We start from the raw sequence: 20,599 nt of genomic DNA, 5'->3' as shown, positions 1-20,599 counted from the left end.
GCAAGGGCGGCCAGCCGATAATGAAGCTGCGTTCCCGCGATCCCTTCGCGGGTGCGCCGCCTCTTCAGCAATTCCCGGAACGCGCGCAGCGGTTTCCGTTCGCAGCTGCGCTGCCGCTCCAAGCCTCCCGCCCCAAGCGATTGGAACTTCTTCCCCTCCCCCCGGTTCCTAAAACACCCGGCGGCCGCCGCCGCCAGGAGGATGTTTCAACGGAGGCACCCATGTCCGTGCGCACACTTCATCCCGAGCGCGTCGACGAGACACGTATGCATGCCTATTCGATCTTCGCTCCGCTGCTGATCAATGCACTGGCGCAGACGCTGGAGCGCCGCCAGGGCATGAAGGAGCTGGACAAGCTCGAGGCATCGCTTCTGCGCCTCATCGAGGAAACCGCCGTCGCCGCGCCGGATGCCGATGCGCTGAAGGAGTTCGCGGTCGAGCTCGTCACCTCGACGCTGCGCAATGTGCGCGAACATCCTGATGCCAAGCATGATCTGGAGGAGATCGAAAACCGCCGCACGCAAGGGCGGTCGGAGGTTCCGGCGACGCTGGAGGAGCAGCTTCAGTCCGGCCTGGAGGACAGTTTCCCGGCCAGCGATCCGCCTGCGGTCGTGTCCACCGCCATCACCGGGGGCTCGAAGAATATCGTCGGAACCGACGAGGTGTTGCGCCGCAAGAAGGCCGCCTCGAAGCGTGAGCGGCATCCCAAGTAAGCGGAGCTGGTCCGGCGAACGGAACAACTCCCCGGCCCGAGGGTTGGTCCAATAGCGGAAGGAGAAAAATGATGCACAGGAAAGAACTTCCGAACCGACCGGGCGCCGGTCACTCGCCATCGTCGGGCAGGTTGTCAAGTCATTCGCCGTCGTCCGACCAATTGCCGACCAAGGGCGGGGAAGACCCGGATGTTCGGTTCCTGGCCGAGAACAGCGACCTCTCGCCGAGGCAGGCGCGCGAGCTGATCCGTGAGCACGGGCACGACCGTGACGAGCTTTTGAGGATCGCGCGCACCATGAAGGCCGAGGGCTGATCGCGCTGCGGAAAGAGAGGCAAAAATGAGCAATTCACCGAAGAAGGGATCACCGGGAACGTCCGACCAGTGGCCGCGCTGGGAAGGCCCGGAAGAGAACCGCCCGCCCGGCTACCTGCCGGCCAAGGATAATCCAGACGAGGATCGCGATGCAGCCGGCGAGAACAACAAGGATCCCGAGCGATCCGACTTGGGCGACGTCGCCAAGAAGAAAGGCTCCTAGGATCCCTGGTTTTCACACCTTGAGCATCACTCAGCGCAACAGGAGAAGAAAATGCCACGCGGAGACAAATCGAAATACACCGACAAACAGGAACGCAAGGCCGACCACATCGCCGAGGGCTATGAGAAGCGCGGCGTGTCCGAGAAGGAAGCCGAGCGGCGCGCCTGGGCGACCGTGAACAAGGACGATGCCGGCGGCAAGAAGGAAGGCGGCTCCGGCCGCGGCAAGCACACCGGCAATCCGGCCGCGCACAAGGGCGGCCGCATGGGCGGCAAGGCTGCCGGAGAACGCCCGGCGGCCGAGCGCTCGGCTTCAGCCAAGAAAGCCGCGGCGACGCGCAAGCGCAATGAGAGCCACGCGCATCATTGACGCGGACGCCGGAGCTGATGTTCTCCCCCGTTGTGGGGGAGATCAGCTATCATCCCCGTAGAGCCCAATTTCGTCCGGCTGGAGCGAGGCGGCATTCCCTTCGGCAGCCTCACCCAGATACTTTTCCAGCGCGGCGTCCAGCCTGCCGGCGCTGCCGCCTTGCGGATCGACGATCGCGTTGAGCAGCGTTTCGAGCGAAACGCCAAGCTGGTCGAGGCCGAGCTGCCTTTCGATTTCGGCGATCGCGGCGGGAGACTGCCGTTTCAGGGCCTCGACAGCATGCTTGACGGCCGAACCGTAGGACGCCACGGACTCGTAGTCGTCCTGGTCGATGCCGAACTCCTTGCCTGCCCGCTCCATCAGCCGGACTTTCGTCGCCGTGACGTTGAGGCTGTTCACGCTGAACATGGATCGGGAGATTTTGGCCTGCGCCTGGATTAGTGGCGAGCCGGCGCCGTCGGGTTCGGCGCTGCGATTGATGCTCGAGACGAGACCATCCGCGATCGATTTCGGCGCCGGCGTCTGGCGCTGCCGTTGCAGGGTCAGAAGAGCGACGTTGTTCAGCGCGAAGGGTGAAGACATGGCGGCCTCGACGGCGCCCGCCCATCATGGAACGGACGCCGGATAGTCGAGCCAAGACATCATGCCTTGAGCAAAGCAAAAAGCCGGTTCGGCAAGGCAGTAGCCCAACAATCCTAAGAATTTCCTAGAGCGGGTCACCGTTTCACGGAAACGGCAACCCGCTCTATTTCCTTGTTTTTACGCAATTCCGGACGGGCGGGTACGGCGAAGTCGCCGAGCCCGACCGTTTCCACTTTTACTGGAATTGCTCCAGGAGTGATGGTCGTCCTATCGGGGAAGATTGACGCTCAATCAGTCGTCGCCCCCGCCGCTGTCGCCGCCGCCGTCGTGACCACCGCTATCACTGCCACCATCATGGCCGCCGCTGTGGTCGCCGTCGTGATCTTCGCCCTGGTGATCGCCGTCCTCGTCGTCGCCCTGGTCGCCCTCATGCGAGCCCGACTCGACGCCGTCGCCCTGATGGTCGGTCTCGTCATTGTCGGTGGCTTCGTGGTCGCCGTCGACGCTGGTGGTGGTGATCTGGTCGCCGTCATCCTCGGTCGCAGCCGCCGACACCTGGCCGCCATTGTCCGAATCCGCATATGACGGCTGCGCCGCACAGATGCCGAGCAGGCCGATCGCGGTCGCCGCCAGCAAGGGAAGGTTTTTCATCAGTCGCTCCGATCCTGTTTCAGGTGCGGATCATTGCCCCGGCGGATTACGGTGCGCTTAAGCGAGTGATCGCAATTTTAGCAGTCGCTTATTTTATGCCGCCCACCCTGGCGCGCGGCCTTTCGGGCGCGGCTCGCGCCACGATCGCCTCCAGCGGCTCGGGCCGGTGCAGGAAATAGCCCTGGCCATAGGTGACGCCCATGCCGATGAGTATCTCCAGGGCGCTTTTTTCTTCCACCTTTTCGGCGACGACCGCGCAGCCCGTCGAGCGAGCGATGCCGGTGATCGCCGAGACGATCTCGCGGTCGAAGCGGCTGTTGGCGATGTGCTCGATGAAGGAGCCGTCGATCTTGATGGCGTCGACGGGGAAGCGCCTGAGATATTCGAAGGAGCTCATGCCGGCGCCGAAATCGTCGAGGCTGACGCGGCAACGGCGCAGCCTGGCCTTGCGCACGAATTCTTCCGCGGCGTCGAAATTGGTGACGGCGGCTGTCTCCGTGATCTCGAAGCCGATGGCCGACGGCGGCGCGCCGCTCTCGGCCATGGCCTGGTCGACGAAATCCCAAAGCTGCGGATCGGAGAGCGTCTGCGCCGACAGGTTGAAGCCGAGCGAGATGGCGCCGGAGAGCATTGCCTTGCCATGGCGCGACAGCGCCGTGCGGATGATCCAGCGGTCGAGCCGGGCGGCAAGGCCGAAGCGCTCGGCCACCGGCATGAACTCGCCCGGCGGGATCAGCTTGCCGTTGCGGCCTTCGAGCCGCGCCAGCACCTCGACGTGGCGGCTCTCTTCCCATGGCCTGCCCAGGCGATGGATCTCCTGGCCGAACAGCTTCAGCCGGTTGTCCTCCATCGCGTCGACCAGCTTGGCGGCAAGCCGCGCGGCATTGAGGCCGCCGGAGCCCGAGGCCGTCTCGGGCGCGAACACCGCGAAACGGTCGCGCCCGCCAGCCTTGGCCGCGTAGCAGGCATCGTCGGCGCAGGCCAGCGCGTCGGCCACCGTCATCCCGGGATCGCGCACGAAGGCGATGCCGATGCTGGCCGCCAGCCTGCGGGAGGTCACGGCCGGGCCAAGGTCGGCGTCGCGCACGGCGGCGAGCACGGCGCGGGCGAGCCGCTCGGCGCAGGCGTCGTCGCAGTTCGGCACCAGCAGCGCGAACTCGTCGCCGCCGAGACGCGCGGCATGCCCGGAGGGCGGCAGGCTGGCGCGGATGCCGGCGGCGACGCTTTTCAGCGCGATATCGCCCGCGGCATGGCCGGCATAGTCGTTGAGCGCCTTGAAGTAGTCGAGGTCGACATAGAAGACGGCGAGCGGTAACCGGTTCACGGCGCCGATGTTCTCGGCCAGCAGCCGGTCGAAGGCCGCGCGATTCCACAACCCGGTCAGCGCGTCGTGGTGGGCGGCGTAGGCGAGCTCCTCGGCGCGCTTCTTCTCGTCGGTGATGTCGCGCACGGTGCCGAGGATCTGTCCGGCCGAACCGGCGGCGGCGATGAAGCGCACCAGCGACTCGACATGGCGGACCACGCCGTCGCGCCGCACGATGCGGTACTGCGTGGCGGTAACGCTTTCCGAACCGGGCGGCGGCAGGTGGGCGCGCTCGGTGGCCTCCTTGTCGTCCGGGTGGAGATAGGTGTGCCAGAGATCGGCCGTCACCTCGTCGGTGTCGCTGACCAAGCCGAAGATCTCCCTGGTGCGCGCGTCCCAATAGCTCTTGTTGGTGCCGATGTCGTAGTGCCAGATGCCGGTGCCGCTGGCGGCGAGCGCGAGACGAAAGCGGACATTGACCTGCTCCAGCGCGGCCTCTGCCTCTTTCTGCTTCGTAATGTCGGTCTGCACGCCCATCAGCCGCAGCGGCTTGCCCTCGGCGTCGCGCTCGACGATACCGCCGCGGTCGAGCACCCAGACCCAATGGCCGTCCTTGTGCTTCAGGCGCAGCTCCGTCTCGATGGAGTCGACGAGGCCGGCAATGTGACGGTCGCCGCTCGCCAGCGCCCGCTCGCGGTCCTCGGGATGGGTGAGCTTCAGCCAGAGATCGGACGTGTTGGCGAGCTCGTCCTCGGCATAGCCCAGCATCCTCCACCAGGTCGGCGAATAGTAGCAATCGCCGGTCGCGAGGTTCCAGTCCCAAAGGCCAAGCTGGGCGCGATCGAGCGCCAGCGCCCAGAATTCGCCCTTGCGTGTCTTGTCTTGCGCCATGCCCTGGTTTTCTTCCGTCCCCGTCGGACCATTGTGCACGGAACGAAAGAAGAAAGGGTTACTAGGGCGAAGCTGCCAATCTCCCTCCTTGAGGGGGAGATGTCCGGCAGGACAGAGGGGGGTGCCTCGCGCCGACGCCCACAATCTCCTTGACCGGCTCACCCCACCGCCAACCGTCTCCTCACCACCGCAGCATGAAAACGCGCGCCGTGGAGCAGGCCTTCGTCGTTGAAGTCATAGGCCGGGTTGTGCAGCGGCGCGGAGTTGCCGTTCAGGCCGGCTGCAGCAACACATGCTCCGGCGCCACGCCGACCAGCTCGGCGTAGCGGCCGGGATCGGTCGCGCCTTCCGAGTTGATGACCAGCACGCGCGAACGGGCGTCGAGGCCGAGTGCCGCGCGCATGCGCCTGTCGCCGGCGGCGCGGATCAGGCCGGCGAGCCCCGCCCCGCCGCTCTCGCCGGAGACGATCGCCGGATCGTTGCCAAGGGGCCGCGCCAGCCGCTTCATCACCGCGACCGCATCCGCCTCTTCCACCGTCATGAAGGCATCGCCGACACGGGCCAGCACGCGCCAGGCGACCAGGGACGGCTCGGCGCATTCGAGCATCGCCATCACCGTCGACTGCTGCTGTGCGATCGTCACGGGACGTCCGGCCTCGGCCGAGGCGTAGACGCAGGCCGAGCGCCTCGGCTCGACCACCACGGCCTTCGGCCGCCGCTCGCCGAGCAGAATTGCCATATGGCCGGCAATCGCCGCCGCGAAGCCGCCGACGCCGGCCTGGAGAAAGACATGCGTGGGCGGTTCGGCCAGATGCCGCAGCGCCTCGCGCACGATCACCGTATAGCCCTGCATGACGAGACCGGGGATGCGCTCGTAGCCCAGCCAGGACGTGTTGGAGACGATCTTCCAGCCACGCTCGGCGCCGACGCGGGCCACTTCGCGCACCGCATGATCATAGCCGCCCTCGACCTCTACGATCTCGGCGCCGAAGCGGGCGATGGCCGCGACGCGCTCGCGGCTTACGCCGGCATGGACGTAGATGACCGAGCGCGCGCCGACCAGGCCGGCGCCCTGCGCCACCGAGCGGCCGTGATTGCCGTCGGTGGCGCAGACGAAGATCATGCTGGACGCGATCTGGCGCACTTCGGCGTCGTTTATCTCGCTGACGTCGACATCGCGACCGAGCCACTTGCCCGCTTCCTCCAGCACGAGCCGGATGACGGCATAGGCGCCGCCCAGCGCCTTGAAGCTGCCAAGGCCGAGACGCTGACCCTCGTCCTTGACATGAAGCGCCGCGATGCCGAGCTCGTCGGCCAATGCCGGCAAGGCGTGCAGCGGTGTTTCCGCATGGTTGTCGCGCGCCTTGAGGTAATGCTCCGCCCGCGCGCCGCCGGTCGTGCCGAGGGACTCCGCATCGGCGGCAACCAACGGCTGGTTGTGTTCGGGACGTTGGTTGAGCAGCAGCATGCTAGTCTTCCTGCGAGGCACTGAACTCTCTTGGCTGGCGCAATTCCGGCGCGATTCTGGATGCTTTAATTGGCTAAGTGATTGAAGTTTGTTTCGATTGGATGTCGCCGAATGTTCGCTTCGGAACGACTCGATCCGCGAATTTGACTATTTTTGGTGATATTTGGTCCGGCGGCGTGCGGTTCCGGACATTTGTGGCGATGGACCGGGTGAAGGTGGGGCTGGAAGTGCCGCTAGGTGAGGCTCCTGGCCTTCGTCATTCTAGGACGGAGCAAGGAGCGAAGCGACGCGCGCAGACCCTAGAATCCATGCCGTTACTTCGACGCGTTGCGACGATGCAGAACTCGATTGTCGGCAGCCCTGGACGCTATTTCTTCCATCGCGGCATCCTTTGGCCGATGTCACGGCATGGATCCTCGGGTCTGCGCGTCCGCTTCGCGCCCGCTCCGCCCGTGGATGACGAAGTTGAGAGGCCCTGCAAACTCACCCGCCCTTCGCTCGCCCCAGCCACCGCGCATAGACCTCCCCCACGATTCCTCGCCTGAAAATCAGCACGCAGACCATGAAGATCAGGCCGGTGGCGATGGTCACCGGGAAGCCGGAAGTGGCAAGCGTGTTCTCCAGCCCGACGACGAGGCCGGCGCCGACCACGGGGCCGACCATGGTGCCGATGCCGCCGAGCAGCGTCATCAGGATCACCTCGCCCGACATCTGCCAGGTGACGTCGGTGAGGGTGGCGAACTGGAAGACGATCGCCTTCAGCGCGCCGGCGAGGCCGGCAAGGGCCGCCGACATGACGAAGGCTGCGAGCTTGTAGCGGCCGACCGAATAGCCCAGCGAAATGGCGCGGTTCTCGTTTTCGCGAATGGAGCGCAGGATCATGCCGAAGGGCGAGTGGACGATGCGCCAGATGGCGAAGACGCCGATCAGGAAGACGGCGAGCACGAAGAAATAGATGTTTATGGTGACGCTAAGATCGACGACGCCGAAGAGATGGCCGCGCGGCACCCCCTGGATGCCGTCCTCGCCTTCGGTGAACGGCGCTTGCACGCAGAAAAAGTAAAACATCTGCGCCATCGCCAGCGTGATCATCGAGAAATAGATGCCCTGCCGGCGGATGGCGAGGAAGCCGACGACGAGGCCCATTGCCGCCGCGCCCGCCGTGCCCAGCAGGATGCCGGCCTCGGGCGGCCAGCCCCAGGCCTTTACCGCATAGGCGCAGAAATAGGCGGCGCCGCCGAAGAAGGCGGCGTGGCCGAAAGAGAGCAGCCCGGTGTAACCCAGGAGCAGGTTGAAGGCGCAGGCGAATAGCGCGAAGCACAGCATCTTCATCACAAAGATCGGGTAGATGACGAAAGGCGCCGCGAGGAGCGCCGCTATGCCCAGGGCCACCAGAGCCCTTTCCAGCCGCATGGAGGCGGCGGCGCGCGCTTCGTGAAGGGTCGCCTCGCTCATGTCAGGCATCCCTTCCGAACAGGCCGGCGGGCCGAAGCAGCAGCACGATCGCCATGATGACGAAGACGACGAGGTTGGAGGCCTCGGGATAAAAGACCTTGGTCAGGCCCTCGGCGAGGCCGAGCATGTAGCCGGTGACGATGGCCCCTAAGATCGAGCCCATGCCGCCGACCACGACGACGGCGAAGACGACGATGATGAGGTCCGAGCCCATCAGCGGGCTGACCTGGTAGACGGGCGCGGCGAGGATGCCGGCCAGGCCCGCCAGCGCCGCACCCAGCCCGTAGGTGAGCGTGAGCAAGAGCGGCACGTTGACGCCGAAGGCCTGCACCAGTTCGGGGTTCTCGGTGGCGGCGCGCAGGTAGGAGCCGAGCCGTGTCTTCTCGATCAGCAGCCAGGTGCCGATGCAGACGATGAGCGAGGCCACCACCACCCAGCCGCGATAGTTGGGCAGGAACATGAAGCCGAGATTGGTGCCGCCGGCAAGCAGCGTCGGCACGGCATAGGGGTTGCCGGAGACGCCGTAGTAGTAGCGGAACACGCCTTCGATGACGAGCGCCAGGCCGAAGGTGAAGAGCAGGCCGTAGAGGGGGTCGAGTCGGTAGAGCCTGGATAGCGCAAGACGCTCCACCACGATACCGAACAGGCCGACGGCCAAAGGCACGATGATCAGCGCCGGCCAGTAGCCGATGCCCAAATGAACGAGCAGCAGATAGCCGATGAAGGCGCCGAGCATATAGAGCGCGCCGTGAGCGAAATTGATGATGCGCAGCAGGCCGAAGATGACGGCGAGGCCGAGGCTGAGCATGGCATAGAAGGAGCCGTTGATGAGGCCGACAAGGAGCTGGCCGAGAAGGGCCTGGATGGGGATGCCGAAGATCATGGTCATTTGGCGATCATACCCCCAGCACCTCGTGCAGTTTCTCGGTATGCGCGGAAAGCTGCCCGACCGGAAAGCCCTCCACCACCTTGCCGTGGTCCATCAGATAGAAGCGGTCGGCGATGCGGGCGGCGAAGCGAAAATTCTGCTCGATCAGAAGGATCGTCATGCCGCGCTTTTTCAACGTCGCCAGCAATTCGCCGATGCGCTGCACGATGACGGGCGCCAGTCCCTCGGTCGGCTCGTCGAGCAAAAGCATCTCGACGCCGGTGCGAAGAATGCGGGCGATTGCCAGCATCTGCTGCTCGCCGCCGGACAACTTCGTGCCCTGGCTGTTGCGGCGCTCCTTGAGATTGGGGAAAAGCTCGAAGATCTCCTCCACGCCCATGCCGCCCTTGGCCACCACCGGCGGCAGGATCAGGTTCTCGTCGACGGTGAGCGTCGCGAAGATGCCGCGCTCCTCCGGCACGAAGCCGATGCCCTGATGCGCGACGCGGTGGAGCGGCAGGCGGATGATGTCCCTGCCGTTGAAAGTGACGGAGCCGGTGCGCTTGCGGATCAGGCCCATGATGGCGCGCAGCGTCGTCGTCTTGCCGACGCCGTTGCGGCCGAGCAGCGTCACCGTCTCGCCGCGCTGGACTTCCAGGTTGACGCCGTGCAGCGCGTGGCCCTCGCCGTACCAGGCATGCAGATCACGCACGGCCAGCAACGGCTCACTCATGCTCGGTCCCCATGTAGGCGACGCGCACGCGCTCGTCCTGGCTGACGGTGGCGTAGTCACCGGCGGCGAGCACCTGGCCGCGCTGCATGACGGTGATCCAGTCGCAAAGATCGGCTACGACGGTGAGGTTGTGCTCGACCATCAGCACGGCGCGGTCCTTGGCGAGCGAGCGGATGATGCCGGAGATCATGCCGACATCCTCGTGCCCCATGCCGGCCATAGGCTCATCGAGCAGAAGCACCTTCGGATCGAGCGCCAGCGTCGTGGCGATCTCCAGCACGCGCTTCCTGCCATAGGAGAGATCGCCGGCCTGCCGGTGCGCGGCATCGTCCAACCCGACGATGGCGAGCAGTTCGCGCGCCCTCGGCGTGAGCCGGTCCAGCGCCGAGACCGGACGCCAGAACTGATAGCCCAGACCGCCCGGGCGCTGCAGCGCCACGCGCACATTGTCGAGGACGGTCAGGTGCGGGAAGATCGCCGAGATCTGGAAGGAGCGGACAAGGCCCATGCGTGCCACTTTCGCCGGCGGCGTGCGGGTGATGTCGGTGCCGAGCAGCTCGATCGTGCCGCTGGTCGGCTGCAGGAATTTGGTCAGCAGGTTGAAGATGGTGGTCTTGCCGGCGCCGTTCGGGCCGATGAGCGCATGAATCCTGGCGTGATGGACGTCGAGGTCGACATCCTTCACCGCGACGAAACCGGCGAAGTCGCGCCGCAGGCCGCGGGCGGAAAGCACCACCCGCGGTATCTCTTCGCCGCCGTCCGGCCGGACGGCCGTTGCGGTTTCGAGCGTCACTTGGTGACGAGCGGACAGCCGCTTTCCTCGGCCTTCATGAACGCCTTGTCGCCGGGAATGGTCGCCAGATAGGTGTAGTAATCCCAGTCCTTCTTCGACTCTTCCGGCTTCTTGACCTGGTAGAGATACATGTCGTGCACCATGGAGCCGTCGGCCTGGACCTTGCCGTTGACGGTGAACACGTCGTTGACCGGCATCTCGTGCAGTTGCTTGGCCACGGCCTCGGTCTCGTCGGTGCCGGCCTTGTCGATGGCCTTCAGATACTGCGTCACCGCCGAATAGGTGCCGGCCTGAATCATGTTGGGCATGCGGTTGGTGCGCTTGAAGAACTTCTGCGCGAAATCGCGGCTGACGTCGTCACGGTCCCAGTAATAGCCTTCGGTGAGCACGACGCCCTGCGCCGCCTGCAGGCCGAGGCCATGCACTTCGGCCAGCGTGAACAGAAGCGCCGCCAGCCGCTGGCCGCCGGCAACGATGCCGAACTCGGCCGCCTGCTTGATCGAATTGGAGGTGTCGAGGCCGGCATTGGCGAGCCCGATGATCTTGGCGCCGGAGGACTGCGCCTGCAGCAGGAAGGAGGAATAGTCGGTGGAGCCAAGCGGATAACGCACCTCGCCCAGCACCTTGCCGCCGCTCGATTCGACCAGCTTGGCGGTCTGCTCCTTCAGCGAATAGCCGAAGGCGTAGTCGACGGTGATGAAATACCAGCTGTCGCCGCCCTGCTGCACCAGCGCGCCGCCGGTGCCGACCGCCTGGGAATGCGTGTCATAGGCCCAGTGGAAGCCGTAGGGCGAGCATTGCTTGCCGGTCAGATCCGTCGAAGCGGCGCCGGTGACGATGTCGATCTTCTTCTTTTCCTTGGAAAGCCCCTGGACGGCGAGCGCCACGGACGAGGTGGTGAGCTCCATGATCGCGTCGACCTGCTCGGTGTCGTACCACTGGCGCGCGATGTTGGAGGCGATGTCCGGCTTGTTCTGGTGGTCGGCGCTGACGATCTCGATCGGCGCGCCCTGCACCTTGCCGCCGAAATCCTCGACCGCCATCTTGGCGGCCTCGACCGACCATTTGCCGCCGAAATCGGCATAGACGCCCGACTGGTCGTTGAGGATACCGATCTTGACCTTGCCGTCGGAAATTTCGCCGGCCGCCGCCGGCATTGCGGATGCCGCAATGAGCGCGGCCGAGACGAGATAGGATGCTTTCACTGGTGGTTCCTCCCTTGTGGCCAACCACGGGAAACGCGGCGGGCCTCGCAATGGTTCAACAGTTCGGTCCGGATTTTGGATTTGGAGCCTCGATCCCGCCTGCCACTCCTCTTCTGCGAGACCACGCCGCCCATGTGCCTGGGGTGCGCGGGCGCGAGCCTAGCATCACCATTCGCGGGTCGAGAATGCTATTTTCGTAGCATGCTGCATGGGCAGATGACGCGGCAGCGGCGCGTGCAACAGCAATGCCGCTTTGGATCGATCCGGTGCAGGAAACGACGCAATAGGCAGTCGCCCCAGGCCGGAAGAAAGGTTAAGCGCGAGCCGCGGCTTTCTTGTCGTTTTTATTGCCCTGATCGGCCAAATGGTAAGGGACGATCAGGATTTCCGCGGGAATATGCCACTCGCGGTTGAGCTTGAAAGCCATATCCATCGTCAGCGCTCGCTTGCGAGCTAGAATCTCAGATGCACGTGACGCCGACCCGAGCAGCTTTACCAGCGATTGCCTACCGAGATTGGCCATCTCCATATGAGCGGTGATCGCGTCCACCGGGTCGGTTTCCTCAATGGGATAGTGCCTCGCCTCATAGGCTTCGATGAGTTCAGCGAGAACATCGAAACGATCAGCATCAGGCGTGCCGGGAACGGGCTCGTTGTCAAAATAGCGAGTGATCTCCGCAATCGCCCAATCGTAATCGGCTTCGGTCTTAATGGGTCGAATGTTGTCCATCATACTTTCTCCGCGTCAATCTTGTCGTACTCGGCGTGGGTGCCGACGAATTTGATGAGCACCCTCTTGAACGTGTAGCTGACAAGTACAATCAGCCGGTACTTATTGCCGGCAATGTCGAACACCACACGGTTGTCAGCCAGGAAATCGACGTTCGCGCCGAATTGTTGCTTGATGTCAGGTGGCCCCCTCCACTCGACCTTGCTCGCTGCGTTGAACCAAGCAGTCAGCGGCGCTTTGGATTGCGGGTGCTTCGTCCAAAAGGTGACGAGCGTTTTCCTGCTGACGATTTGCATGCATCCATATAGCCATTTCCCAAACTGGGAACAAGGGGATTATTACCCAAATTGGGAAAATACCCGTTAGGTTTCGGGCTTCTTAGAATTTCGCGAATTTTGCCCAATCGCCGGTCAACTTCATTGACGCCTGCTCACCACCGTAGCCGCTTGCCGTCGCGGAAGAAGCCGCCCGTCGGGCCGTCGTCCGGCAAGGTCGCCGCCCAGACGATGCCGGCCGCACCTTGCGCGACGGGACGTCCGCCCGCCCCGCCCATGTCGGTCGCGACCCAGCCGGGGCAGACCGAATTGACCAAGACGCCCGAGCCGCGCAGCTCGGCCGAAAGGATGCGGGTCAGCGCGTTGAGCGTCGCCTTGCTGGTCGAATAGGCCGGCGCGCCGGCGCCCATCGAGGCGAGCGAGCCGCCTTCGGACGAGACGTTGACCAGCCGGCCGTGGCCGGAGGCGCCGAGCAGCGGCGCGAAGGCGGCAGCGACACGCCAGGCGCCGAAGACGTTGGTCTCGAAAGCCTCGCGAATCACGCTCCAGTCGGGTTTCAACGCCCGCGCGGACGGGTCGTAGTGGATGGCGGCGTTGTTGACCAGAACGTCGAGCCGGCCGAAGCGGCGCTCGACTTCGGCCACGGCACGGGCGGCGGCGTCGGGCGCCGCGACATCCAGCGCGATCGCCTCGACCTTGCCGCCGAGCTTGCTTGCCGCCGCCTCGCCCTTGGCGAGGTCGCGCACGCCGATGAGCACGTTGAAGCCGAGCCCGGCGAGCTGGCGGGCCGTCTCCAACCCGATGCCGCGATTGCCGCCGGTAACGAGCGCCACCTTGCCGGAATGATTTTTGGTGTTGGTCATCCGCGCTGCTCCTTGTGTCGACTGCAAGATGGCATCGATCGCGCCCACCGATTAGAGCGCAGAATTGGCAGTCATTGCGCGATGCGGCTCATGAATGGAATGGTTAAAATCTGACGCTTGGAACCGAGTCATAATTCCGAACGGGTTGGAAGACTTCTACTGGTCAGTCCGACAGCAGAGCGGGGACGATCCGGCGGTCCGTTCAATCGAGACCGACCCAGATGTAGCCGTCCTCCTCGCGGCACGGAATGAGACGCAACGGAGCCCGGTTCTTCGAAATATCGCCGAGGATCTCCATGCCGGCCGAAGTTCCGTCCTCATTGAGCGCCTCGCACCACTTCACGATTTCGCCTGTATCCAGATCGAATCCGCTGTGATGCCAGCGACACACCAGCGTGCCGTCCTCGTCCAAAGTGCTCGCCCGTCCTGCATGGCCGTTGGCTCGCGAGGTGCTTTCGAAGAACGGCAACTTCAAATGCGGGCAGGCATTGTTAAAGGCATGGACGCGCCCGCCTCTGCGCAAAATCACGACATAAAGCGCCTGGAACTCGATGACTTTGTGGTCGCCCTCCTTCAGTTCGCTCGTTGAGACCGTCCGGTGCCACGTCTTGCCGCCCAGCTGCATGGTCTCGCGCGCGCCTCTTTCGTTCAGCCGGCGCTCGGCTTCAACTTTCAGCTTCTTTATCTCGTACAGCGAAATTCGGTCGGAGGTGCCGCGCAGACGCACCCGAATGAAATCAGATATTTCAACCTCATCCTTGACCCGTTCATAGAGCGTCTCGGAAATCAGCAGGCGGGTTCCGGCCTCCTTGTTGGCTGTTTCGACGCGGCTTGCCACATTGACCGCATCGCCTATAGCCGTCAGGCGCTCGTTGCCGGGTGATCCGACCGAGCCGATCACGGCTTCACCCAGATGCAACCCGATGCGAATATCGAAGTCGATGCCGTACATAGAGGCAAAGAAGGGCTTCAGCCGATCGACCGTGGCAAGTGTCTGCAGGGCCGCATTGACGGCGCGCACCGGCGCATCGTCTTGGCCTTCCACGCCAAATATCGCCATGAGCCCGTCGCCGACGAACTTGTCGATGTAGCCATCGTTCAGCTCGATCACTTCGGCGACCTGAGTGAAATAGCGATTGAGCAGATACATGACGTCGTAAGGCGTCAACGTTTCGGAGAAGTGGGTGAACCCGGCTACGTCGCTGAAGAAGATGACGACCGACTTCAGCTCGCCCGCACTGGTGGACCGGTGCGGCAGCAACTGACTGGTCATTCGCAGGTCGGTCTCGTCGAGGACGAGCCTGCGGAAGGTGATGTCGGAGGCAGGTCGGAGCTGGCATGCCAGCCGTACGTTGTCGCTCAGCCCCAATCGCTCCACCAGCGCGCGCTCCAGCGCGGTGCGCTCCGGGCAGCCGTCCGCACCGTCGAGAATCCAGATCCGGCAGGTAGAGCACTTGGCCTTGCCGCCGCAAGCGCAGGCGATCGGCACATTAGCCCGGCGAGCGGCTTCGAGGACAGATTCTCCACTCGCCGATTTGATCAATATGTCGTCAGGCAGCGATAGCAACGTAGGCATCGGAACCGATCTTCCAGTGCGAGCGGCGCCGGATGCCGGTAGCTGACAACAGGTCTATCAGCCGGACGCCGTTTTAGCCTCGTTCGGACGACATTAGCCCAGCAATGGCCTGGATGCCATGGTCGAGTCCGATAGTCCCGTCCGGGGTCGGCCGAAAGCCGCACTCCACTCGCTTCCCGCAAAAACGCCGTCCCGTTCGGGCGGCGTTTTTGCCTGGCATCATGAGCGCCTATTTCTTCGGCTCGCAAGCGCCCGCGCTCAAAAAGATGCCACAGCGCAGCCGCCCGCAGGCTCGACTCGCCGGCTTCGGGGTTCTGCTGGCGGGCGCAAGCCTGTAGCTCCGCCCTATTTCTTCTTCTGCGGGTGGATCGTCTCGCCCCGCATCAGCATGGCCACCAGGTCGGCGATCTTCTTCTTGCGCCCTGCTTCGGTCTTCATGTTGTGGGTGCGGAAGGCGAGCGCGAAGCGGTTCTGGGCGGAAAGCTTTGCCAGCATCGCCTTCGCCTCCGGCTCGGCATCGATCGCCGCCTGCAGGTCGGGCGGGATGGTCGTCTCTTTCGACCCGCCGTAGGCGCGGTCCCATCGCCCATCGGCCTTGGCCGCCTCGACCTGCTTGAGGCCATGCTTCGTCATGCGGCCCTCCTCGATCAGGCGGGCGACATTGTCGATGTTGATCCTGCTCCAGATGCTCTTCCTGCCGCGCGGCGTGTAGCGCTGCAGGAAGCTCTTCTCGTCGAGCGACTTGCGCACCGCGTCGATCCAGCCGAAGCAGAGCACGACGTCGATCGCCTCCTTCGGCGTGATCGAGGCAAGACCCGAACCCACCTTGTGAACCTTGATCCAGACCTCGCTTTCGCTGGCGTGATTGTCGGCCAGCCAGGCGTAGAAGCTCTCGGCATCAGGGAACTCGCGAACCTTGTCCGGATCGACTTTGATGGGTGCCATCAAAGAAGTCTCTTCGCCTTAGACATTGTTGGTTTCCGAATATATCTCTGCCTCTCGTCGAATTGCGTAAAAGTGGCTATATAGGGCGTATGGCAAAGACAAGCACAGCATCGACCGTGACGGTCCGCAACGCGAAGACGGGCAAGTTTGTGACCGTCCGCGGCGCTCAGTCCCTGAAGGGTAGCAAGTTCGCGATCAAGAAGAGCGTGGACTTGACGAAGCCTATCGCGGAGCAAGCCCTCAAAGGCAAGCCGCAGACACTGAAACACGCGGCCAAAGGCTGATAAGTGCCGGGCATCCTGCTCGACACTCACGTACTCTATTGGCTAGTGAGTGGTGTCGAGCCACTTTCCAACGACGCGCTGGTGATGATCGGCGAGAATCAAGACGCCGGCACGCTCTATGTGTCGCCGGTCACCGCCTGGGAATTGGCTATTGCTGCGCGGAAGCCTGCCCACAAAGCTCCGCCTGATCTCGGTGCCAATTCGCCCGCCCGTTGGTTCTCGGCCGCGATCGAGGCGACCGCTGCGAAAATCGTTCCGATCAAACAGCGTATCGCGATAGAGGCGGCCGCAGTAGTGACGGCAACAGGCCACAAAGACCCTGGTGACTGCTATCTAATCGCCACCGCCCGGGTGCGCAAAATTCCGATCATGACGCGGGATCATGTGATGCGCGGGTTCTCCGCACCGAACTACCTGCAGATCGCAGACTGCTGAATAAAGGACTCGATGGATGGCGGGCTGAACCGCAACACCATCGGACTTTCCGATGACACTATCGGTTTCTTCCGTTTCCGTTTCGCCCTCTCGCCTGCCACCTCAGCGTCCATGCAGAGGAAAGGCATGGACATGGACAATCGAAAAATCCTGATCGTCGGCGGCGGCTCGGGCATGGGGCTGGCGCTTGCCAGGCGCTTGATCGACGAAGGCGCCGCGGTCGTCATCGCCGGGCGCGGCGAAGCGAAGCTGAACGCCGCGCGGGACGAGCTCAACCGGCCGGCAAAGCTCGAAACGGCGGTTGCCGACATCAGCCGCAAAGCCGAGGTCGCGGCGCTGTTTGAGCGCATCGGGCGGCTCGACCATATCGTCAGCACCGCGGCCGACATCGAAGGCGCCTACCAGCTGCTGCCGGAGATCGAGCTGGAAGCGGCGCAGCGTGTGGTGGAGAGCAAGCTCTACGGGCCGCTGCTCCTGGCCAAGCACGGCGCGCCGTGGCTTTCGGCGACGGGTTCGCTCACCTTCGTCTCGGGCATTGCCGCCTACCGGCCGGCGGCGCGCGGCTCGGTGGTCGCCGCGGTCAACGCCGGGCTCGAAGGACTGGTGCGGGCTCTGGCCGTCGAGCTGGCGCCGATCCGCGTCAACGCCGTCTCGCCCGGCTGGGTCGACACGCCGATCTGGCAGTTCGTCGCCGGCGACGCGAAGGACGAAACCCTTGCCGCCATGGCCAAGCGGCTGCCGGCCGGCCGCGTCGGACGGCCGCAAGACATTGCCGATGCGCTTTGCTTCCTGATGGGCAACGGCTTCACGACGGGAACGACGCTGCATGTCGAGGGCGGGCACCGGCTGATCTGACCGGCTCGAAATTCTCTCCTATCGCTGCAAGCAGCGCCTTCAGCGCCGGCGGCTGCACGCGCCGGCGCCGCCAGATCATCACCAGCTCGGCGGAGCGGACAGGGCCTGGCCAGGCGAGCTCGGCGACCTCGCCGCGGTGGAGCGCCGCTACGACCGCCAGGCGCGGCACGACGCCGAGACCCGCGCCGGCCGCCACCAGGCCGGCAATGGCGTCGATGCTGCCGGCTTCCACAGCCAGTTTCGGCCCGCCGAGGCCCGCTTCGGCGAAAGCCCTGTCGACCATGACGCGGTAGACGCACCCGGTCTCGGTGGCGACGAAGCGTTTTTCGGCAAGCTCGGCCAGATCGACTTCCGTCCGGTTCTCGCCGGGCGGCGCGATCAGCACCAGCGGCTCGGCCGCGACGACGCGTCTGGCGAAGCGCGCGCCCGGCTCGCCGGCGCCTGGCCGGTCGAAGCAGAAGGCGACGTCGATCTCGCCGTCGCCGAGCCGGCGGAGCAATTCGCCGCTGCCGGCGATCTTCAGCTTGATGTCGATGCCCGGATGAACAGCCTGAAAGTCCGCGAGCCAGCCGGCAAGCCTTGCAGAAGCGATCGTCTCCAGCGCGCCGATAGACAGGCTGCCGGCCGTCTCGCTCCCGGTCGCGTCGAGGGCCGCCCGCGCCTCGTCGGCGAGCGCCAGCAATTCCTCGGCGTAGGGTTTCAGCGCCTCGCCGGCCGGCGTCAGACCAAGCCCTTGCCGCGAGCGCGTAAACAGGCTCGCGCCAAGCTCGGTCTCCAGCGCCTGGATCTGGTCGCTGACGCTCGACTGCGCGAGGTTGACCTCGGCGGCAGCGCGCGTGACGTTGCGGGTGCGCGCGACCGCGAGAAAGGTCTTCAGCAGCCTCGGGTGCATGCGGCGTTACTGCAGCTGCGGCTTCTTGAGGAAGGAGTTGCGGTCGGCGGATTTCACCCTGAGCCAGGTCTCGCGGCCGTCGCGCACGACACGCAGCGGAATTTCCGCGCCGGCCGGGTTCTGCCAGAGCTTGCGGTAGAAGTCGGCGAGACCGTCGACCTCGCCGTCGCGCACATCGGAGATGATGTCGCCCTGGCGCAGGCCCGCTTGCTCGGCCGGGCCGCCCTCGGCGACGCTCATCACAACCACCATGCCGTTCGACTCGGCCGAGAAAGCGCCGAGCCACGGGCGCGCGGGCTTCGCCACCTGGCCGCGCTTCACAAGATCGTCGAGGATCGGCGTCAGCAGGTCGATCGGCACGATCATGTTGATGTCGGCGACCTCGCCGGCGCGGCTCATCTGCAGGCGCAGCGAGCCGACGCCGAGCAGCTTGCCGTCGCGGTCGAACAGCCCGGCACCACCCCACGACGGATGCGCCGGCGCGGTGAAGATCGCCTCGTCGATCAGATATTCCCAGTAGCCGGCGAATTCCTGCTTGGTCACGATATGGGCGTCGACCTGCTGGCCGATGCCGTCGGCAAGCGTCACGGCGTCGCCGATATTGGCCTTCCTGGCGTTGCCGAACTTCACCGCCGGCAGGCCGAGCGGCGACAGCGCCTGCACCAGGCCGAAGCCCGTCTCCTGATCATAGGCCAGCGCATGCGCGGCGACCACGCGGCCATCCTGGTCGGTCAGCCAGACCTCCTCGGCTTCGGTGATCAGATAACCGATGGTGAGCACCAGCCCGTTGTCACGGATCACCACGCCGCTGCCCTCGCGGCGGGTACCCAGCGCATTGGCGGTGAAGGCGTCGTCCGGAACCGTGGCGCGCACGGCCACGACGGAGCGCGAGACTTTTTCGATGGTCATCGGTCGATCCTGCATTGCGGGTCTTTTTCTATAGGTATGGCCAAAGGGGCGATGTGCAAGGGTATCTTCCCTTCTCCCCTTGCGAGCCCACAAGGGAGCGAGCCCACAAGGGAGAAGGGAAGAGGCTGGCCCAGTCGTTAGTTCAACGAAAATTGAACTTTTTTCTTTGACGCGCGCGCAGCCGCACCTAAATCTTGCGCCAACGAACCCGCATCCACCCCCGCAGAACAGGGCCTCCGAGATGAACCAGTACACTCCGCCGAAAGTCTGGACCTGGAACAAGCCGAATGGCGGCGCCTTCGCCTCGATCAACCGGCCGGTGGCCGGGCCGACACATGAGAAGGAACTGCCGGTCGGCAAGCATCCGCTACAGCTCTATTCGCTGGCCACGCCCAACGGCCAGAAGGTCACGATCATGCTGGAGGAGCTTCTGGCGTGCGGCCACAAGGGCGCCGAATACGACGCCTGGCTGATCCGCATCAATGACGGCGACCAGTTCGGCTCAGGCTTCGTCGAGGTCAATCCGAACTCGAAGATCCCGGCGCTGATGGACCGCAGCGAGCCGAAGCCGGTGCGCGTATTCGAATCCGGTTCGATCCTCACCTATCTCGCCGAAAAATTCGGCGAGTTCCTGCCGACGGAGCGTGCCGCCCGCGCGGAAACCTTCTCGTGGCTATTCTGGCAGATGGGCTCGGCACCCTATCTCGGCGGCGGCTTTGGCCATTTCTACGCCTATGCGCCGGAAAAGATCGAATATGCCATCGACCGTTTCGCCATGGAGACCAAGCGGCAGATGGACGTGCTCGACCGGCGGCTGGCCGAGAGCGAATACCTTGCCGGCCCCGACTACACCATCGCCGACATGGCGGTCTGGCCCTGGTATGGCGGGCTGGCCAAGGGCCGCAACTACAACGACGCCGCGCAGTTCCTCTCCGTGCATGAGTACAAGCACGTGCAGCGCTGGGCCGACGCGATCGACGCCAGGCCGGCGGTAAAGCGCGGCCGCATGGTCAACCGCATCTCCGGCGACCCGGCCTACCAGCTGCACGAGCGCCACGACGCCAGCGACTTCGAGACGAAGACGCAGGACAAGCTGCAAGCGGCGGAGTGAGGCGTTGAAGCTGCTGATCTCCCCCCCTTGCGGGGGAGATGGCCGGCAGGCCAGAGGGGGGTGCTGCCCCGCCAGCCTATCATCCAGTCCCTGCATCGCTTCGATAGGCTAGAGTCGTCAGGTCCGCTACGTCGCGTTCCTTCACACCCCCTCTGC

The 20,599-nt window shown here is 64.6% G+C and carries 24 protein-coding genes; 8 read left to right on the top strand and 16 right to left on the bottom strand.

The features are described 5' to 3' along the window. Positions 1–20: 20 nt before the first annotated feature. From P9236_RS16625 to P9236_RS16610, 4 genes are all read left to right on the top strand, one after another. Positions 21–713 (top strand): hypothetical protein, encoded by a 693-nt coding sequence (locus tag P9236_RS16625; protein ID WP_278075727.1) that lies wholly within the window; start codon positions 21–23, stop codon positions 711–713. Positions 714–781: 68 nt separating this feature from the next. After that, entirely contained in the window at positions 782–1,027 is a 246-nt protein-coding gene (locus P9236_RS16620; protein WP_278075726.1) for a hypothetical protein, read from the top strand. A gap of 25 nt (positions 1,028–1,052) precedes the next feature. Further along, positions 1,053–1,250: a hypothetical protein gene (locus P9236_RS16615; protein WP_278075725.1), complete on the top strand. Its 198-nt coding sequence runs from the start codon at positions 1,053–1,055 to the stop codon at positions 1,248–1,250. A gap of 51 nt (positions 1,251–1,301) precedes the next feature. Beyond that, on the top strand, positions 1,302–1,619 hold the full coding sequence (locus tag P9236_RS16610; protein ID WP_278075724.1) for a plasmid stabilization protein: 318 nt from the start codon (positions 1,302–1,304) through the stop codon (positions 1,617–1,619). 42 nt (positions 1,620–1,661) lie between these two features. Here P9236_RS16610 and P9236_RS16605 read toward each other — a convergent pair whose 3' ends face one another. The 14 genes from P9236_RS16605 to P9236_RS16540 all read right to left on the bottom strand — a co-directional run bounded on the left by P9236_RS16605 (position 1,662) and on the right by P9236_RS16540 (position 15,957). Then, the gene (locus P9236_RS16605; RefSeq protein WP_278075723.1) at positions 1,662–2,201 is read right to left on the bottom strand and encodes a hypothetical protein; all 540 of its coding nucleotides are present in this window, start codon (positions 2,199–2,201) and stop codon (positions 1,662–1,664) included. 291 nt (positions 2,202–2,492) lie between these two features. After that, positions 2,493–2,852, bottom strand: a complete 360-nt coding sequence (locus P9236_RS16600) for a hypothetical protein (protein WP_278075722.1) — start codon at positions 2,850–2,852, stop codon at positions 2,493–2,495. Positions 2,853–2,940: 88 nt separating this feature from the next. After that, positions 2,941–5,046, bottom strand: a complete 2,106-nt coding sequence (locus P9236_RS16595) for an EAL domain-containing protein (protein WP_278075721.1) — start codon at positions 5,044–5,046, stop codon at positions 2,941–2,943. A gap of 271 nt (positions 5,047–5,317) precedes the next feature. Further along, positions 5,318–6,514, bottom strand: coding sequence for a diaminopropionate ammonia-lyase (locus P9236_RS16590; protein WP_278075720.1), 1,197 nt, complete (start codon positions 6,512–6,514; stop codon positions 5,318–5,320). A 483-nt stretch (positions 6,515–6,997) separates the two neighbouring features. Next, complete coding sequence (locus P9236_RS16585; protein WP_278075719.1) at positions 6,998–7,969, bottom strand: branched-chain amino acid ABC transporter permease; 972 nt, start codon at positions 7,967–7,969, stop codon at positions 6,998–7,000. Position 7,970: 1 nt separating this feature from the next. Continuing rightward, positions 7,971–8,858 carry a branched-chain amino acid ABC transporter permease gene (locus P9236_RS16580; RefSeq protein WP_278075718.1) on the bottom strand — a complete coding sequence of 296 codons (888 nt, stop codon included), beginning with the start codon at positions 8,856–8,858 and terminating at the stop codon, positions 7,971–7,973. Between the two features lie 7 nt (positions 8,859–8,865). Further along, positions 8,866–9,570 (bottom strand): ABC transporter ATP-binding protein, encoded by a 705-nt coding sequence (locus tag P9236_RS16575; protein ID WP_278075717.1) that lies wholly within the window; start codon positions 9,568–9,570, stop codon positions 8,866–8,868. Next, positions 9,563–10,363 carry an ABC transporter ATP-binding protein gene (locus tag P9236_RS16570; RefSeq protein ID WP_278075716.1) on the bottom strand — a complete coding sequence of 267 codons (801 nt, stop codon included), beginning with the start codon at positions 10,361–10,363 and terminating at the stop codon, positions 9,563–9,565. Before P9236_RS16570 ends, P9236_RS16575 begins: the two co-directional genes overlap by 8 nt. Further along, on the bottom strand, positions 10,360–11,568 hold the full coding sequence (locus tag P9236_RS16565) for an ABC transporter substrate-binding protein (protein WP_278075715.1): 1,209 nt from the start codon (positions 11,566–11,568) through the stop codon (positions 10,360–10,362). Before P9236_RS16565 ends, P9236_RS16570 begins: the two co-directional genes overlap by 4 nt. A 313-nt stretch (positions 11,569–11,881) precedes the next feature. After that, positions 11,882–12,298 carry an XRE family transcriptional regulator gene (locus P9236_RS16560; RefSeq protein ID WP_278075874.1) on the bottom strand — a complete coding sequence of 139 codons (417 nt, stop codon included), beginning with the start codon at positions 12,296–12,298 and terminating at the stop codon, positions 11,882–11,884. Beyond that, positions 12,298–12,594, bottom strand: coding sequence for a type II toxin-antitoxin system HigB family toxin (locus tag P9236_RS16555; RefSeq protein WP_278075714.1), 297 nt, complete (start codon positions 12,592–12,594; stop codon positions 12,298–12,300). Before P9236_RS16555 ends, P9236_RS16560 begins: the two co-directional genes overlap by 1 nt. Positions 12,595–12,728: 134 nt before the next feature. Beyond that, on the bottom strand, positions 12,729–13,436 hold the full coding sequence (locus P9236_RS16550; RefSeq protein WP_278075713.1) for an SDR family NAD(P)-dependent oxidoreductase: 708 nt from the start codon (positions 13,434–13,436) through the stop codon (positions 12,729–12,731). Between the two features lie 202 nt (positions 13,437–13,638). Beyond that, on the bottom strand, positions 13,639–15,012 hold the full coding sequence (locus P9236_RS16545) for an adenylate/guanylate cyclase domain-containing protein (RefSeq protein WP_278075712.1): 1,374 nt from the start codon (positions 15,010–15,012) through the stop codon (positions 13,639–13,641). A 345-nt stretch (positions 15,013–15,357) separates the two neighbouring features. Next, on the bottom strand, positions 15,358–15,957 hold the full coding sequence (locus P9236_RS16540; protein ID WP_278075711.1) for a YdeI/OmpD-associated family protein: 600 nt from the start codon (positions 15,955–15,957) through the stop codon (positions 15,358–15,360). Positions 15,958–16,046: 89 nt separating this feature from the next. Between P9236_RS16540 and P9236_RS16535 the strand changes: the two genes are divergently transcribed. The 3 genes from P9236_RS16535 (at position 16,047) to P9236_RS16525 (ending at position 17,531) form a co-directional block, all read left to right on the top strand. Further along, positions 16,047–16,241, top strand: coding sequence for a hypothetical protein (locus tag P9236_RS16535; RefSeq protein ID WP_278075710.1), 195 nt, complete (start codon positions 16,047–16,049; stop codon positions 16,239–16,241). A 3-nt stretch (positions 16,242–16,244) separates the two neighbouring features. After that, the gene (locus tag P9236_RS16530; protein WP_278075709.1) at positions 16,245–16,676 is read left to right on the top strand and encodes a type II toxin-antitoxin system VapC family toxin; all 432 of its coding nucleotides are present in this window, start codon (positions 16,245–16,247) and stop codon (positions 16,674–16,676) included. Between the two features lie 126 nt (positions 16,677–16,802). Next, the gene (locus P9236_RS16525) at positions 16,803–17,531 is read left to right on the top strand and encodes an SDR family oxidoreductase (RefSeq protein WP_278075708.1); all 729 of its coding nucleotides are present in this window, start codon (positions 16,803–16,805) and stop codon (positions 17,529–17,531) included. Here P9236_RS16525 and P9236_RS16520 read toward each other — a convergent pair. Both P9236_RS16520 and P9236_RS16515 read right to left on the bottom strand, forming a co-directional pair. Continuing rightward, a complete protein-coding gene (locus P9236_RS16520; protein ID WP_278075707.1) occupies positions 17,482–18,423 on the bottom strand; it encodes a LysR family transcriptional regulator in 942 nt (313 codons plus the stop codon). The genes P9236_RS16525 and P9236_RS16520 overlap by 50 nt on opposite strands. 6 nt (positions 18,424–18,429) lie before the next feature. Beyond that, positions 18,430–19,332: a S1C family serine protease gene (locus P9236_RS16515; protein ID WP_278075706.1), complete on the bottom strand. Its 903-nt coding sequence runs from the start codon at positions 19,330–19,332 to the stop codon at positions 18,430–18,432. 241 nt (positions 19,333–19,573) lie between these two features. On the opposite strand from P9236_RS16515, the gene yghU reads away from it, so the two are divergent. Next, complete coding sequence (gene yghU, locus P9236_RS16510; protein WP_278075705.1) at positions 19,574–20,443, top strand: glutathione-dependent disulfide-bond oxidoreductase; 870 nt, start codon at positions 19,574–19,576, stop codon at positions 20,441–20,443. The last annotated feature ends 156 nt before the right edge of the window (positions 20,444–20,599 follow it).

The sequence above is a fragment of the Mesorhizobium sp. WSM4884 genome (genome assembly GCF_029625675.1).
GTDB lineage: Bacteria > Pseudomonadota > Alphaproteobacteria > Rhizobiales > Rhizobiaceae > Mesorhizobium.
Note: the sequence above shows the minus strand (reverse complement) of the source record. Positions and strands in the feature narration are given on the sequence as shown.